Source organism: Tamlana sp. I1, assembly GCF_015355625.1.
GTDB lineage: Bacteria > Bacteroidota > Bacteroidia > Flavobacteriales > Flavobacteriaceae > Pseudotamlana.
In genome coordinates this window covers 144,680-161,515 of the sequence record NZ_JACLAF010000010.1, presented here as the reverse complement: position 1 = coordinate 161,515, position 16,836 = coordinate 144,680, and the positions used below count along the sequence as shown (strand labels likewise).

14 protein-coding genes are annotated in these 16,836 nt (G+C 33.7%); 9 read left to right on the top strand and 5 right to left on the bottom strand.

Features of this window, described 5'->3' with window-relative positions; all coding sequences use genetic code 11:
* Positions 1-98 precede the first annotated feature (98 nt).
* The 3 genes from H6X70_RS10925 (at position 99) to H6X70_RS10915 (ending at position 2,968) form a co-directional block, all read left to right on the top strand.
* On the top strand, positions 99-2,102 hold the full coding sequence (locus H6X70_RS10925; protein WP_194767726.1) for a S41 family peptidase: 2,004 nt from the start codon (positions 99-101) through the stop codon (positions 2,100-2,102).
* Between the two features lie 188 nt (positions 2,103-2,290).
* Complete coding sequence (locus tag H6X70_RS10920) at positions 2,291-2,587, top strand: type II toxin-antitoxin system HigB family toxin (protein WP_194767725.1); 297 nt, start codon at positions 2,291-2,293, stop codon at positions 2,585-2,587.
* Between the two features lie 12 nt (positions 2,588-2,599).
* Complete coding sequence (locus tag H6X70_RS10915) at positions 2,600-2,968, top strand: type II toxin-antitoxin system HigA family antitoxin (RefSeq protein WP_194767724.1); 369 nt, start codon at positions 2,600-2,602, stop codon at positions 2,966-2,968.
* Between the two features lie 117 nt (positions 2,969-3,085).
* Here H6X70_RS10915 and H6X70_RS10910 read toward each other — a convergent pair whose 3' ends face one another.
* Positions 3,086-3,445 carry a VOC family protein gene (locus tag H6X70_RS10910; protein WP_194767723.1) on the bottom strand — a complete coding sequence of 120 codons (360 nt, stop codon included), beginning with the start codon at positions 3,443-3,445 and terminating at the stop codon, positions 3,086-3,088.
* Positions 3,446-3,937: 492 nt separating this feature from the next.
* Here H6X70_RS10910 and H6X70_RS10905 point away from each other — a divergent pair, with 492 nt between their 5' ends.
* From H6X70_RS10905 to cmk, 4 genes are all read left to right on the top strand, one after another.
* Positions 3,938-4,885, top strand: a complete 948-nt coding sequence (locus tag H6X70_RS10905) for a phosphoribosylaminoimidazolesuccinocarboxamide synthase (RefSeq protein ID WP_194767722.1) — start codon at positions 3,938-3,940, stop codon at positions 4,883-4,885.
* Positions 4,886-5,230: 345 nt separating this feature from the next.
* A complete protein-coding gene (locus tag H6X70_RS10900; RefSeq protein ID WP_194767721.1) occupies positions 5,231-5,839 on the top strand; it encodes an alpha-ketoglutarate-dependent dioxygenase AlkB family protein in 609 nt (202 codons plus the stop codon).
* 227 nt (positions 5,840-6,066) lie between these two features.
* Complete coding sequence (gene porQ, locus H6X70_RS10895; protein WP_194767720.1) at positions 6,067-7,086, top strand: type IX secretion system protein PorQ; 1,020 nt, start codon at positions 6,067-6,069, stop codon at positions 7,084-7,086.
* 247 nt (positions 7,087-7,333) lie between these two features.
* Positions 7,334-8,017 (top strand): (d)CMP kinase, encoded by a 684-nt coding sequence (gene cmk, locus H6X70_RS10890; protein ID WP_194767719.1) that lies wholly within the window; start codon positions 7,334-7,336, stop codon positions 8,015-8,017.
* A gap of 163 nt (positions 8,018-8,180) precedes the next feature.
* Here the strand turns inward: cmk and H6X70_RS10885 are convergent, their stop codons facing one another.
* The gene (locus tag H6X70_RS10885; RefSeq protein ID WP_194767718.1) at positions 8,181-8,561 is read right to left on the bottom strand and encodes a LysM peptidoglycan-binding domain-containing protein; all 381 of its coding nucleotides are present in this window, start codon (positions 8,559-8,561) and stop codon (positions 8,181-8,183) included.
* A gap of 346 nt (positions 8,562-8,907) precedes the next feature.
* Here H6X70_RS10885 and rpsA point away from each other — a divergent pair, with 346 nt between their 5' ends.
* Both rpsA and acs read left to right on the top strand, forming a co-directional pair.
* Positions 8,908-10,740 (top strand): 30S ribosomal protein S1, encoded by a 1,833-nt coding sequence (gene rpsA / locus H6X70_RS10880; protein ID WP_194767717.1) that lies wholly within the window; start codon positions 8,908-8,910, stop codon positions 10,738-10,740.
* 805 nt (positions 10,741-11,545) lie between these two features.
* Positions 11,546-13,453: an acetate--CoA ligase gene (acs, locus tag H6X70_RS10875; protein WP_194767716.1), complete on the top strand. Its 1,908-nt coding sequence runs from the start codon at positions 11,546-11,548 to the stop codon at positions 13,451-13,453.
* A 1-nt stretch (position 13,454) separates the two neighbouring features.
* On the opposite strand, the gene H6X70_RS10870 is transcribed toward acs, so the two are convergent.
* From H6X70_RS10870 to H6X70_RS10860, 3 genes are all read right to left on the bottom strand, one after another.
* Positions 13,455-14,117, bottom strand: coding sequence for a PolC-type DNA polymerase III (locus tag H6X70_RS10870; RefSeq protein WP_194767715.1), 663 nt, complete (start codon positions 14,115-14,117; stop codon positions 13,455-13,457).
* A gap of 1 nt (position 14,118) precedes the next feature.
* Positions 14,119-16,038: a DUF294 nucleotidyltransferase-like domain-containing protein gene (locus H6X70_RS10865; protein WP_194767714.1), complete on the bottom strand. Its 1,920-nt coding sequence runs from the start codon at positions 16,036-16,038 to the stop codon at positions 14,119-14,121.
* A 125-nt stretch (positions 16,039-16,163) separates the two neighbouring features.
* Positions 16,164-16,778, bottom strand: a complete 615-nt coding sequence (locus H6X70_RS10860; RefSeq protein ID WP_194767713.1) for a fumarylacetoacetate hydrolase family protein — start codon at positions 16,776-16,778, stop codon at positions 16,164-16,166.
* Positions 16,779-16,836 lie beyond the last annotated feature (58 nt).

The window sequence follows — 16,836 nt, the reverse complement described above, 5'->3', positions numbered from 1 at the left end:
TTTAGCTAAGTGCTTATCGGAAAATAAGTACTTTTATTTTCGCGAACTAATTTAAGTCCAAACCTAAATTCTAAATTCAAACAAACAACACCAATCACATGAAACCAAAACAACATCTAGATTTTAAAATTTTGAAACTAGCAATTTTGCCACTAGTACTTTTGTTTTTAGGAGGTGGAGTAGAAGCGCAAACAGAAAATGGTGTAAAGAAAATATCAGGAAAACTAGATTACAAAAGTTATTTGATTCCTAAATACTACCATAGCCCAACCTTTGCCTTAATGGATTTTTCCTATGCTATAAAAGGCGATGCCGATAGTTTATTTGTTCCTATGAAAAGTCAGATTTTAGGACGCTCTACAAGTCCTATTTATCCGTCACCTACAACTTTCGAAATAGATTTACCCATCCAACCAAATGGGAGGTTCGTCAATTTTGATAAGAAAAACAGCTCCAAACAAGGGGTGCAAGTTTTTTATACGCAAATAGGACTGAATATGTATGGTGATTCCTATTTAGATCAATTAGAACAAAACGGGTATCAATCGGTAACATTAAATTCTGAAACGGAACAAATTTCAGAGGGTACCCTTTTAATTTATGCTTCAGACAATAAGCAAGTATTCCCTAAAAATTGGGGTAAGGATAAAAAAATGTTTACCGATGATGATCAAGTAACCAATCTGGAAACAGGCTATACTCTGGCGACTATAAAAGGTGATGGTTCTATTCAATTTAGTCGTGACTCTAATGGTGTTATGGATTTGTTGGAACCAACTGCCAAAAACGATGCCCCAGATTTTTCTGAAATGGGCTTAGTTGAAGCTTATAATGCACTTATCGATCTCCTAAAAGAACGCTATGCTTATACAAAAAAGAGAAACCTGGATTGGGAAAAAATTAGAGCCAAGTATCAGGATGAGATTAAAGACGCGGAAAAAAGAAAGGATACCGGAGATTATTTTATTGCTATAAAAGACCTATCTATTTCACTTAAAGATGCCCATGTACAAACATCCAGCTATGATATGGCCTTAGTGAGTAAGTACTATAAAAAACTGGGGGAACTTTGGGGCGGTTCGCTTGGTGTGTCTGTAGTCGAACTTTCAGATGGTCGTTTTGTAGTTACAACGATAGCAGAAAACTCACCTGCTAAAAAAGCGGGTTGGGTAGTAGGTACCGAAATCGTAAGTGTTAATGGAAAGACACCAGCAGAGCATATGGAGGATATCCCCATAAACACCAGTAAAGGCACGGATGAATCTATTGCTTTAGAACGTATAAACTTCTTTTTCAATTTCCCGATAGGCACCAATGTTGCCGTAGCGTATAAGAATCCTAATCAAACGAAACCTCAAAAGGTGCAATTAGTTACTCAGGATGCTGACAGTTTCACTTATTCTGAAAAATCTTGCGACAGTAATGAGTCTGACTTACAAATTAGTTATAAGTTTTTCAACGAGGGCAATATTGGCTACATCCGATGGAAAAATTTTGAGGAAATACCTGTAACTTTGGCGACCTACGAGGGTTTTTTATCAAAAGTAAATGATAGAAAAGGCATAATTATAGATTTAAGAGGTAATTCAGGAGGTCTTCTTATTTTGATGTATACGATGACTTCTTATTTTTTTTCAGAGCAAAATCCTGCACCGCTTAATTGGTTAGATTTGTATAATTACGATCCGAAACAGCACGAATTTATAAAGGCAGGGAGTAATAATATGAAAATCTATTCACCTAAGTCTAATCTTTATTATTCTGGTAAAATTGTTGTTTTGGTTGATGATAAATCGGCTAGTGCTGCCGAATACTTTTCACAATATTTACAATCTCAAAACAGAGCCACCGTTATAGCAGAACATGGTACAGAAGGCGCCGGTGGTATTTTAGCGGTGGTAACATTACCTAAAAAACAGGTGTTTACTTACACAGGTGGTCAAACCTATTTTGCAAATACCAAAGAAGTTAATTTAGAAGGAAAAGGTGTGACACCAGATATTCGCGTACCAATCACCTTAGAAAATGAATTAAAAAAACAACAATGTGAAGACGTAGTGCTTCAAACCGCTATTGAATTTTTGACTTCGGATAAAGAATAAATAGATTAATTTGTTAACTGCGTAGTATTAAAGCATCAATACCCAAATACATTAGATTGAGTTAGTGTAAGTGGTTTTATCAGAAACAAAGTTTAATTGGATTATATAACATCGTTACGCGTTACTTAAACAACAAAAAAAGTTCTTTATTCGAGAACTTTTTTTACATTTGCATTAGAATTTTATTTATGAAAAGAATAATTGCAAAGAGAACATTAAGAGTGTTTTGGGAAAAGCATGCTGACTCTGAACAATATTTGAAAACCTGGTATGAAACAGCTAAAAACTCAAATTGGACATCTCCTAATGATGTTAAGCAAACCTACATAAATGCCAGTATATTAAAAGATAGTCGAATCGTTTTCAACATAAAAGGAAATTCTTATAGATTGATTGTGAAATTTAATTTTGACAGGCAATGGGCATTTATAAGATTTGTTGGTACGCATTCCGAATACGATAAAATAGATGCCGACACCATTTAATAAATTAAGATCATGAAAATAAAACCTATAAAAACGGAGCAAGATTACGATAAAGCTCTAGAAAGACTTGAAGTTATATTTGATGCTGCTCCTGATACAAAAGAGGGAGATGAAGCTGAAATATTATCAATGCTTATTGATAATTATGAAAATCAATATTATCCTATTGAAGCTCCAGACCCTATTGAAGCCATAAAAATTAGAATGGAAGAAATGAATCTAAAACAAAAAGACTTAGTTGGCATCATTGGAGGAAAAAGTAGAGTTTCAGAAATTTTGAATAAAAAGAAAAAACTGACTGTTGAGATGATTAGAGAATTGGAGCGCGTTTTACATATTTCAGCTTCAGTTTTGGTAAATAATTATCAGCTTTCAAAATAAAACAACTTTTTACGGGTTAAAGAATTGAATACTATAGATTTATTGGCTTAAATTGTTAGTGAGTGGTTTTATCAGAAACAAAATTAATTCTTATTCAATAGCGTCGTTCACTTCAATTCAATAGCCATTTATATCTTGAAAATAGACTTGTTTTATGCCGTCTTTTCTAATATAATCTTTCTTTGGTGTATCGAGCCAATCGGAATATTCGATGTTTAAAGTTTCTAAATGTTTGATAAAAGCATTGATGTCGGGAGTAGCTAATGCAAAATGAACAGCTTTATTGACTTTTATTTCAGCATCTGAGCGGGGAATTAAATGTATTTGTTTGCCTTCACTCAGTAATAACCATCTTGTTTTTGATTTTGAAGCTGTGTTTTCAATCTCTTTAAGCTGAAGTACTTTTTTATAAAAATCAACAGATTTATCAACATTTTTAACAGAAAGCGCAATATGATTTAATGAAAAAGTAAGCATTTTTTTCAAAGTTTTAATTAAATAGGTTTAAGTAAACTTATAAAAGTTACATAATGTATAAAGTTAGTTTTAATTTTTGTGAAACTCGTTATTAAATATGGATTCAGGATAATAATCAGCACCTCAAAAGGAAATTTTTCAGGAGCTGTGTAAAACAATGCTTTTCCTCGTCTCATAGTTATAAACTAGTTGAAAAATTTGTGCTTCAAAACGGCTTACACCAAAAATTATTGAATAAAATCTACGTTTTTTAAGGCTTTTGTTGGTTTCATACGTTAATCAAGATGTAATAGTCTAAATTCAAATGATAGAATTAATATATTTTACTTTATTTTGCGCAATATTTTCATTGGACTTTTTAGCTGTACTTTCGTTAAGAAATGAAGCGTTTAAAAAGAGTATTGAGTGAAATATATTGAAGAAACAAGGTAACGCTAGGAACGGCTTAACGCATTAACGAGCATCTAGCACAAGACTATAAATCTATTTAAAATGAGTAACACAATAATTGATACCAATTTCAATTTTCCAGGACAAAAGAGTCTTTACAAAGGGAAAGTAAGAGCCGTGTATAATATTAACGATGAAGAATTGGTTATGGTAGCAACCGATAGACTTTCAGCTTTCGATGTTGTAATGCCAAAAGGGATTCCTTACAAAGGGCAAATTCTAAATCAAATAGCAACCAAAATGATGGCGGCTACAGAGGATTTAGTTCCTAACTGGTTAACTGCAACACCAGACCCAAATGTGGCGGTTGGTCATTTATGCGAACCTTTTAAAGTAGAAATGGTAATTCGGGGTTATATGTCGGGGCATGCAGCGCGCGAGTACAAAGCCGGAAAACGCATGCTTTGCGGAGTGCCAATGCCAGAAGGGCTAAAAGAAAACGATGCTTTTCCAGAACCTATTATTACGCCTGCAACCAAAGCAGAAATGGGCGATCATGATGAAGATATTTCTCGTGAAGATATTTTGAAAAAGGGAATCGTTTCAGAAGCAGATTATATTGTATTAGAAGATTATACCCGTAAATTATTTCAACGTGGTTCTGAAATTGCCGCATCAAGAGGTTTAATTTTAGTAGATACTAAATATGAATTTGGAAAAACTAAAGACGGACAAATAGTGTTAATTGATGAAATTCATACGCCAGATTCATCACGTTATTTTTATGCTGAAGGGTATCAAGAACGTCAAGATAAAGGCGAAGCGCAAAAACAATTAAGTAAAGAGTTTGTACGCCAATGGTTAATTTCAAACGGTTTTCAAGGTTTAGAAGGACAAAAAGTTCCATTTATGAGCGATGAATACATTCAATCGGTTAGCGAGCGCTATATCGAACTTTACGAAAACATAACAGGCGAAACTTTTGTAAAAGCCGATGTAAGTAATATTCAAGAGCGTATTGAGGCTAATGTTTTAGCCTATTTAAAATAAGCGTTTAGCGCGTTTATTGTTCTAAATTTATAGAATAAGAGGCCATCTTAAAAGTAAATTAAGTTTGATTTTTCAGCATATCGAAACCGCTATTGTTTAGCAATCAATTAAAAATATTTCGACAAGCTGAAAATGACATCAAGGATACTTTTCAGATAGCCTCTTTTTTGTTTAATCAATAGACATATAAAGCTTAGTACTGTATCCTGTTTTTAGGTTGCTTTTAGTTTCTCTTTCTCACTTTTATAATTGTATTTTGAGGTTTTTTTTCTTGAATTTTTAAGTGTTTTCATAACCTAAGATTTATAACTTTTTGGATATTTGTAAATAGCTCAAATTTTATACATGGACTTATTTAATAATATACCAAACCCCAATATTCTACCTTTTGATGGCGAAGTAAATTATTATGGTCCTGTGATGAATTTAGAAAAATCACAGCATTATTTCGAGCAATTATTACATGATATTCAATGGGAAAACGACAAAGCCATCATTTTTGGAAAACTAATTGTTACCAAACGAAAAGTAGCTTGGTATGGCGATAAACCCTTTGATTATACTTATTCTAAAACTACAAAATCGGCTTTACCATGGACACCAGAACTTTTGGAGCTAAAGGCCCTTATAGAACATAAAACAGGTGAAACGTTTAATTCTTGCTTACTAAATCTTTATCACAGTGGCGCAGAGGGGATGGCTTGGCATAGTGATGGTGAAAAAGATTTGAAAAAAAATGGAGCAATTGCTTCCTTAAGTTTTGGAGCAGAACGTAAATTCATGTTTAAACATAAAGAAATTAAACAAACGGTTTCGGTTATTTTAGAAAAAGGAAGTTTATTGGTTATGAAAGGCAGCACACAAACCAATTGGCTACACCGTTTACCTCCAACCAAAAAAGTAATAAGTCCTAGAATTAATTTAACTTTTAGAACGATAGAGACTAAACCATGAGTATAAAAACGGATTAGAACTTATGTTTATTTAAAATAAATGATACATGCTGTCGTTTTAAGACTGACTTCCTAAACAATAACTTTAAATGGGTTTATTTTACGGTTGTCATTCTTGCGAAAGCAGGGTTTTAAATAAAAAATTTAATTTGAATGTATTTACAAGTCAATTCAACTGAATTATATTAAGATTTTGAAGAAATTTTTTATTTCCTTTGTATCCTAAATATGCTAAAAAAAATTATCCCGTTTTTTTGTTTGCTCATTGGTGTTTCTGCAACAGCTCAAGTTGGAGGCGAATCTACGTACCAATTCCTAAACTTGGTGTCTTCACCACGTCAGGCGGCATTAGGGGGTAAAGTGCTAACAAATGTCGATTACGATGTTACACAGCCATTTTTTAATCCAGCAACTATTAATGTTGAAATGGATAATCAATTAGCAGTAAATTACACCAGTTATTTAGGCGGAATTAGTTACGGTACTGCTGCTTATGCATATACTTTCGATAGACGAACACAAACTTTTCATGCAGGTGTAACTTATATTAATTACGGTACTTTTGATGGTTATGATGAAGATGGAAATTCTACAGGAACCTTTTCAGGAAACGAAACCGCTTTATCTTTAGGTTATGCGCTTCAATTGGGGCGCTCCGATTTTTATTTCGGAACGAATGCTAAGTTGATTTCTTCAAAATTAGAACAGTATAATTCTTTTGGAGTGGCAGTCGACATGGGACTTATCTATATTAATGAAGACATGGATTTAAATGCCGCATTCGTAATTAGAAACCTAGGAACACAAATAACAACCTACGCCGATGTTTACGAGCGTTTGCCTTTCGAAATGGCATTAGGGGTTTCTCAAAAACTAGAAAATGTTCCCATTCGTTGGCATGTTACATTAGAAAATTTGCAAAAATGGCCAATTTCTTCGCCTAATCCAGCAAGAACAACAAGCGATTTAGAAGGTAATGAAACTTCCGAAAAGGTTGGGTTTTTAGGGCAGGTGATTCGTCATACCATCGTAGGAGTTGAATTATTTCCAGATAGCGGCTTCAACATTCGTTTGGGTTATAACTTTAGAAGGGGAGAGGAATTGCGAATAGTAGATCAACGTAATTTTTCAGGACTTTCCGCAGGGCTTTCCATTAAAATGAATAAAATGCGCTTTAGTTATACCTATGCTAAATATACAAGCGCCGCAAATTCAAACTTTTTTGGTTTGCAAATAGATTTACAATAGAAAAGTACTTAAAGTTATAAGTTATGAATAAGTTTTATCAAAAAATCCTTGAATACAATTTAGTTTTTAGAACTTTCACTTAGAAACTTAGAAACTTAGAAACTTAGAAACTTAGAAACTTAGAAACTTAGAAACTTAGAAACTTAGAAACTTAGAAACTTAGAAACTTAGAAACTTAGAAACTTAGAAACTCTATAACCATATAACTCTATAACTTCATAACTTTTAAACCTCACAACACATTTTAATGAAAAAAATCACCATTGCCATAGACGGGTTTTCGTCAACAGGAAAAAGTACAGTCGCAAAACAATTAGCCAAACATTTGGGTTATGTTTATGTTGATACGGGCGCTATGTATCGTGCTGTTGCATTTTATGCGATGCAAAATGGTTTGATTGATAAAGAAAATTTTAATGTTGAAGAATTAATTTCTCAACTTCCAAATATCGAAATTACTTTTAAATTTAATGAAGCTTTAGGTTTTGCTGAAGTTTATTTAAATGATGAAAATATTGAAAAAGACATAAGAACCTTAGAAGTTTCTGCTTTTGTAAGTACGGTGGCATCGGTTTCCGAAGTGCGTAAAAAATTAGTAGAACAGCAGCAAAAATTAGGAAAAAATAAAGCGGTAGTTATGGACGGTCGCGATATAGGAACCGTCGTTTTTCCGAATGCCGAACTTAAAATATTTATGACTGCTTCCGCAGAAACTAGAGCGGAAAGACGTTATAATGAACTTGTTGATAAAGGTGATCAAGTAACTTTTGAAGCTGTTCTTAAAAATGTTCAAGAACGCGATCACTTAGATACTACACGAGAAGATTCCCCTTTGGTAATGGCTGAAGATGCTATTGAATTTGATAATTCAAATTTATCAAGAGATGAGCAATTTGAGAAGTTACTTGCCTTAGTGGAGGCTAAATTGTAATCTGTTGTTACGTAGAGTATCACAGAGCTTTCACCGAGTCTCGCAGATGGATAATACTTTGTGTAACTCTGTACGTTCTCTGAGAATCTTCGTGTTACAACAAAAAAAAACGAACCTTTAAACATTTAAAGATTCGTTTTATATAGCTTGTAAATTTGTGATGTTACAAATTAGGAATAATTAATTCCTGACCAGGATGAATTAAATCTGGATTTTTTAAAATATCAGAGTTTGCTTTAAAGATGTCTTGGTATTTTGAAGCTTTCCCATAATACTGCACAGCAATTTTCCCTAAAGTTTCACCGCTTTTAACCACATGCCTGTGATAAACGCTAGTGTCTGCAACCGTAATATTAGCTTTAATATCTGCTGGGTTTTCACCACCAATGGCTTTTATTTTATCCCATAATAAGTTTTTTTCATATTGCGTTGCAGCTTCACCTTTAACTTTTAAAACGCCTGCGTCTTCAACTACGTCTCCATTTTTAATGTGTAACGATTCACCTAAATCTAGTACGGGTTGGTATTTTTCTTTTGTTGTCATGATTAATTAATTATTGTAATAAGTTAAAAATTTGTTTTCAAGTACAACAAGGTAAGAAAATAATCAGATATAAAGGATACAATTTAAACGAGAAATTATGAGGTATTTTGGTTGTTTTCAAACCATTTCAGTTCAACTATAATTTATTTTCTCATTTCTAGGTATTTAGCTCAATATTATGTATTTTTGCACTCCTTTTAGCGAATCGGTGGAAAGATAAAAGGAATGAAACTAAAATTTATATAACACTTCTGTGTGTTATTCGCTTAAATCTTCCAAAACATACAGAATACAAAACATAATGTAATTTGTTGTAAATCATAAAATTACATTATCACACATTAAAATGGCGGAAAACGCAAAACAAGCTGAAGTTGAGGCAACTGAAGCAAAAACTGTAGAAGCTCCACAAGTATCTGAAGCTAAAGCAAACCCTGAAAAATTCTTAAAAGAATTCAACTGGCACAACTACCAAGAAGGTATTGATGAAGTTGATGATTTACAATTAAAAGAATTTGAAAAATTAGTAGCTGAAAATTTCGTTGACACTTTAGATGACGAAGTTGTAGAAGGAACTGTAGTACATATTACAGATCGTGATGCTATTATCGACATCAACGCAAAGTCTGAAGGTGTTATTTCTTTAAACGAATTTCGTTACAATCCTAACTTAGCAGTTGGTGATAAAGTAGAAGTATTAATTGATGTTCGTGAAGACGCAACAGGTCAATTAGTATTATCTCACAGAAAAGCACGTGTAATTAAAGCATGGGATCGTGTTAACGCGGCTCATGAATCAGGTGAAATCGTTAATGGTTTTGTTAAATGCAGAACTAAAGGTGGTATGATTGTAGATGTTTTCGGAATTGAAGCATTCTTACCAGGTTCTCAAATTGACGTGAAACCAATTAGAGATTACGACCAGTACGTAAATAAAACAATGGAATTCAAAGTTGTTAAAATCAACCACGAATTTAAAAACGTTGTTGTTTCTCATAAAGCACTTATCGAGGCTGATATTGAAGAACAAAAGAAAGAAATTATTGGTCAATTAGAAAAAGGTCAAGTATTAGAAGGTGTTGTTAAAAACATTACTTCTTACGGTGTATTCATCGATCTTGGTGGAGTTGACGGATTAGTTCATATTACAGATTTATCTTGGTCTAGAATCAACCATCCAAATGAGATTGTTGAGTTAGATCAAAAATTAAATGTTGTAATCCTTGATTTTGATGAAAACAAATCAAGAATCCAATTAGGTCTTAAACAATTATCTAAACACCCATGGGAAGCTTTAGCTGATACTGTAAAAGTAGGAGATAAAGTAAAAGGTAAAGTAGTTGTAATCGCTGATTACGGTGCATTTATCGAGGTTGCTGATGGTGTTGAAGGATTAATTCACGTTTCTGAAATGTCTTGGTCTACACATTTACGTTCTGCTCAAGATTTCGTTTCTGTAGGTGATGAAGTTGAAGCAGTAATCTTAACTTTAGATAGAGAAGATCGTAAAATGTCTCTTGGTATTAAGCAATTAACTGCTGATCCATGGACTGATATTACTGGAAAATATCCTGTAGGTTCTAAACACACTGGTATTGTACGTAACTTTACAAACTTTGGTGTTTTTGTTGAATTAGAAGAAGGTATCGACGGATTAATTTACATCTCTGATTTATCTTGGACTAAGAAAATTAAGCACCCATCTGAATTCTGCGCTGTAGGCGATAAATTAGATGTTGTGGTATTAGAATTAGATGTTGAAGGACGTAAATTATCTTTAGGTCACAAACAAACAACAGTTAACCCTTGGGATAAGTATGAAACTGAGTTCGCTTTAGGAACAGTTCATACTGCTGAAATTTCTGAAATCGTTGACAAAGGTGCTACTATCGAATTTAACGAAGATATCGTTGCATTTGTACCAGCACGTCACTTAGAGAAAGAAGATGGAAGCAAACTTAAGAAAGGTGAATCTGCTGAATTCAAAATTATCGAATTTAACAAAGAGTTTAAACGTGTAGTAGCGTCTCATACAGCCATTTTTAAAGCTGAAGAAGTTGCAAACGTAAAAGCTGCTGTTAAGAAAGCTGCTAGTGCTGCTGCCGAAGCAAAACCAACTTTAGGTGATGCTAACGACGCTTTACAAGCGCTTAAAGATAAAATGGACGGGAAAGCATAATTGCTAATTCCTGTGTAAACAGGAATCTTATTCATACATAATCTAAAGCCTCTCGTGTAATCGAGAGGCTTTTTTAGTGCTTAAAATAAAGATATTAGTGCTTCAAAGTAGGGGAAAAGGCAATATTTAAATGGTGTTGTATTTATATCTGTGAAAACCCATCAATTCTCGATAGTTGTACGTAACACTCTAAATACATTAATTTTAATAGTCAAGAAGTGAAGCAGAAGTTCTTTTAAAACAAAATATAAATAGGAGTTATAAATTTTGAAGTTATCTAGTTGTCAGGTTGAGCTTGTCGAAACCGCCGTACCACTTCCATAAAACCTTTCAGCATCCAAACATATCTCAATTTTTTTTCAACAGAAAATAGCATTATTGAAAAAAATAATTGGTTTTAACATTCTAAATACTATATTAGCAGAAATTATGTCATTTTTTGATGTTATAATCGAAAATACATGGTGTTTTTTGCCGAATTAACCACTCGTATTAAACAAAAGCACCACCAACTAAACTAAACTTTATAATAACATTTAGTAAAATGAATGCCTTTCCCTTTTCAGGTTAAGGCATTCACTTCACTTCAAAATTCACCGGATTTTCAATAATAATTTTACTGCTTAACAAAACTAAGTTAGAGAAGCTGCGATTAGTCTTTTATAGTTTAATTACAAAGGTTAAGCTACAGAAACGTGTATTCCGTAGAAAAAACTTAGAAAGTTCGCAGGAAATTGATAATTTAGGAACACCAAACTTTAAGAAACTAAAATTTATGTTTTCACATAAAAATTAAAAAGACATTATGAGTAATTATCATATCAAACATTTAGAAGAATACTACCAAGTTTATCGTAAATCCATTAGAGAACCTGAAAATTTCTGGGAAGAAGTTGCCGAAGAGCATTTTATGTGGCGTAAAAAGTGGGATAAGGTTTTAAGTTGGGATTTTAGCAAACCAGAAATTAAATGGTTTGAAGGCGCACAACTTAATATTACCGAAAATTGTATAGACAGGCACTTATCGACTAGAGGCGATAAAACCGCCATTCTTTTTGAACCCAATAGCCCCGATGAACCTGCAGAGCATATTACATACAAACAATTATACGCACGTGTAAATAAATTCGCCAATGTTTTGAAAGCTAAAGGCATTAAAAAAGGCGATCGCGTTTGTATTTATTTACCCATGATTCCTGAATTAGCAATTTCGGTATTGGCCTGTGCTAGAATTGGCGCAATTCATTCGGTGGTTTTTGCAGGATTTTCTTCTACAGCATTATCAACCCGAATTAACGATAGCGATTGTAAAATGGTAATTACAAGCGATGGATCCTACCGTGGAGCTAAAACCATCGATTTAAAAGGCATTGTAGATGATGCTTTGGAAGATTGTCCGGGAGTAAATTCTGTTTTAGTGGCAAAACGTATTCATTCCGATATTTCAATGAAAGAAGGAAGAGACGAATGGTTGCAACCGCTTCTAGATGAAGCATCAGACGTATGTAAAGCTGAAATTATGAATGCTGAAGATCCGTTGTTTATTTTATACACATCAGGTTCTACCGGAAAACCTAAAGGTATGGTACATACCACAGGCGGTTATATGGTTTATACAGCTTACACGTTTAAAAATGTGTTTCAATACAGAGAAAATGATATTTATTGGTGTACTGCCGACATTGGTTGGATTACAGGACACAGTTACATTGTTTATGGTCCGCTAGCAAATGGTGCGACTTCTGTAATGTTTGAAGGTGTTCCTAGTTATCCTGATTTCGGTCGTTTTTGGGAGATTATCGATAAGCATAAAATCACACAATTTTATACCGCGCCAACTGCCATTCGTGCTTTAGCAAAAGAAGGGGTTGATTTGGTTGAAAAACACGATTTATCGTCATTGAAAGTTTTAGGATCTGTTGGCGAGCCAATTAATGAGGAAGCTTGGCATTGGTATAATGATAATGTTGGTAAAAAGAATAGTCCGATTGTAGATACCTGGTGGCAAACCGAAACAGGCGGAATCATGATTTCGCCAATTCCATTCGTTACCCCAACCAAACCAACTTATGCAACATTACCGTTTATAGGGATTCAGCCAGCACTTATGGATGAAAACGGCGAGGAGCTAAAAGGCAATCAAGTTGATGGACGTTTGTGTATTAAGTTTCCTTGGCCAAGTATGGCACGCACTATTTGGGGCAACCATACCCGTTATAAAGAGACTTATTTTTCTGCTTTCGAAAACAAATATTTCACTGGTGATGGCGCTTTACGTGATGAGGTAGGGTATTACCGAATTACAGGACGTGTAGACGATGTTATTATTGTATCTGGTCATAATTTAGGAACCGCTCCAATTGAAGATGCCATTAACGAGCACCCTGCAGTTTCAGAATCTGCTGTTGTAGGTTTCCCCCATGATATTAAAGGCAATGCACTTTATGGCTATGTGATTTTAAAAGATACAGGCGAAAGTCGCGACCAGAATAATGTGCGTAAAGAAATTAATCAAATGATTACCGAGCACATTGGCCCAATTGCTAAGCTAGATAAAATACAGTTTACTTCTGGTTTACCTAAAACCCGTTCGGGAAAAATTATGCGTCGTATTTTACGAAAAATTGCTTGTAAAGATGTTAGTAATTTAGGGGACACAAGTACCTTGTTAAATCCAGAAGTGGTACAAGATATTATAGATAATGCCTTATAAATTATTTAGGCAGTAAATAGCCCCAATTTAGATGCTTTTTTTTGTCTAAACGGGCTAATATTTTTAAAAACACCAAAGCCGTAATAAGCGCATCGCCAGTGGCGGTGTGCCTATCTACCATAGGAACATTCAGCTCGTTACACAAATAATCTAAAGTGTATGCGGGCTGTTCTTCTCTATAAATAACATGAATGGATTTTTTGTAAAGGACGCCCGTGTCTATAAATTCATTTTTTAATTTTCCTAAGCCGTGCCTTTGAAGCATTTCGTTAATCATACCCCGATCAAAATTAGCATGATGGGCAATTAAAACATCGTTTTTAATGTAAGCCAGAAAGGTTTTAAGAGCTTCTAATTCATTTATTTTATCAATGGTACTGCTTTTTAATATGCCGTGAATTTTTACAGATTCGGCTTTAAAAACATCTTGCTGAAGGTAAAGTTCTAGGGTTTTGTTAACATCGATAACTTTATTGGTAAAGGAGACAGCGCCAATGGATAAAACGCGGTCTTCTTTAATGCTAAAACCTGTTGTTTCGGTATCAAAAGCAATAAATCTGGTGTCGTTAATATTACTTTTACTTTTTGTTTTAAAATGTTCCAGATAATCTAGCCAAAACTGTGGGTAATCTTGCTTTTTTTTTGAAAACCAATTGAATTTCATATTACATGAAGTTTTTTAAATCGAAACGTAATTTTAATACTTCCTGAATGGCATGAACAGGTTTTAAACAGCGTCTTAATTTTAATTGTTCCTCTTTAGTTAAGGTTTTTAATTCGATGTATTTTCCAGAATTATTATGAAGGATGCCTTGCTTGGTTTTAAATTTTGTTAATGCTTTGAAGGCATAAGAACAAGATTGATACAGTTCTTTATTATTAGGATCTAAGTTTGCCAATTCTTCAAAACGCTCGGAGGTATTATTAATGCCTTTTATTTTGTTTTTTAAGGTAAGCAATCGTGCCGCATCAACCAAAGGCATAATGGTTCGGCTTTTAATGTTGAAAAGGTCTTTTTGATCACTGTTTTTTTCAACAGCAAATTGATTGAAAAAACCTAATGGCGACGGACTCTTCACCGCATCGCGACCTAAATATTTAAAAAATAACGAAGTTTGATCTAAAGTTTCAAAAATAGAATCGGTTAAATCGCTTGCAAATTCAGGGTTGCCATAAATGTGATTAAAATCGAAAAATATGGAAGATAATAAAACAGCCTTTTCATCAGGATGCAAAATCCAATCGTTAAATTGGTTTTTCCACTGTGTGATGGATAAACACCATTTGGGGTTGCTTGCCATCATATCGGCTTCGCAATATTCAAAACCAATTTTATTCAAAGATTTAGTAACTAGTTTTGCTAGTTCTAGGAAGTAAGTTTGAGTTTCTTCGTATTTTTCTTCAGAAACATTTTCAAAAATAATCGCGTTATCCTGGTCTGTAAATAGTAATTGTTCTTTCCTGCCTTGACTTCCCAAAGCAATCCATGAAAATTTTACAGGGGGATGGGTAGGCATTTTTTTTAAGGCAATTTCAATAGCGCGCACTGTAACGGCATCGTTAATTTGTGAAATTAATTTCACAATATGTCCCACAGGAATGTTTTGTTCTAAATAATTTTTAAGTAAGCTGTTGGCTTTTAATCGTGCTGCGCGTAGTTTTTTAGTACGATTGGCGCGTGTAATTTCTTTTAAAATAACTGTTGGATTGTTGCCTAAAGTCGCTAAAACATCATGATGTGTAAGTACGCCAATAAGTTTAGAGTTTGCCGTGCCATCTTTGGTAATGCATAAATGTCCAATGTGATGTTTCAGCATAATAAGTTGCCCATCGGCCACCGTTAAATTCTTTTTACTCGTGATTACAGGCGTATTCATAATATTTGTCACCTGAGTTTCAATAGGAAAACGGCCTGTGGCAATTTTGTTTTTAATATCTGAATTGGTAATGATACCAACCGGATTTTCAGCATCGTCAATAACAATAATACAGCCAATTTTATGAAGACTCATTTTTATGGCAGCCTCTTTTAGAGACGAGTCTAAATGACAAGTTACAGGGTTTTTAGTGTAATTGGCGGTTTGAAAATTTACAATATCATGCGAACTATTAGGTAAATAATCTACAAATATTTTACCGCTTTCTTCGGCAGTGTACGGGTCGTAGGCATTGGTTGCAAAGGCCGTAATTAAAAACTTGTAAACGCTAGCATTGTTGTGGGTTACTGCCGTAAAAGTTTTAATAGGAATGGCATAAACTATAGATTCTTCGTTGGCTGTAGCCGAAAGTTTGTAGTTTTCATTCGCAATTAGTGGCCTAACACCAAAAACATCACCAGCATCGCTAATATTGATGATTTCTTGAGTCTGCTCTTTTGTGGTATGAATTAATTTCACACCACCATTTCTAACCATATAAAAATGCGGTTTTGCAGGATCGCCTTTTTCAAATAATGTATCGCCTTTTTCTAAATAAATAATGGAGACTTCTTTTGAGATTTCAAATAAATCCGGAGTATTTAAAAGGTTAAAAGGCGGGTATTTTACTAAAAAATCGAAAACGCGTTCTGCAATAGAGTTTTTCATAAGGTTTTAGTTGAACTTTTATAGGAGAAAAACGGTTGTGTGTTTTGAAAAGGCTGTTCTCGATACAATTTTCTATCGAAAATCACTCGAACTGACTTTTCAAAACACACAACAGATAAAAGGGATTATATAAGTTTAAAATCTAATAATAATTCACCTTCAATTGAAGCTTGCAAGTGGTCGCCTTTAAAGTTTTGTCCAGCGCCAGAAGCAGGTGTTCCTGTGAAAATTAAATCGCCAGGCTCTAAAGTCATATATTTAGAAACGAAAGAAATAATTTCAACAAAATTATAAATCATATCCGTAGTGTTTCCTGCTTGTTTTTCTTCACCATTAATGACTAGGTTGAAGTTAATATCATTCAAATCAGAAAAATTAGAAACCGGTTTAAAACCAGCTACAGGCGAAGCACCATCAAATCCTTTTGCTAAAGCCCAAGGGCCTTTGTTTTCTCTGCTTGCGCCAAGCACATCTTTAGCCGTATAATCGATACCTATACCAATTTCGCTAATGTAAGAGGCCGCATCGGCTTCCGAAATATCTTTACCTTGTTTGCCTATTTTAGCAACCAACTCAACTTCATAAATAAGTTGCTCAGTAATTTTTGGAAAAACAATATCCGCATTGTTTTCAACTAAAGTACTTTCAGCCTTTAAAAAAATAAGTTGATGTCCCGTTTTAAGCGCTGCAATTTCACTTTTGTCGTTTACGTAGTTTTTACCAATTCCAATTATTTTCATGATTGTTTTAATTAATTTTTTAGACTTTAAAAGTAGTGAATTAAGCTATTTTTAAAAC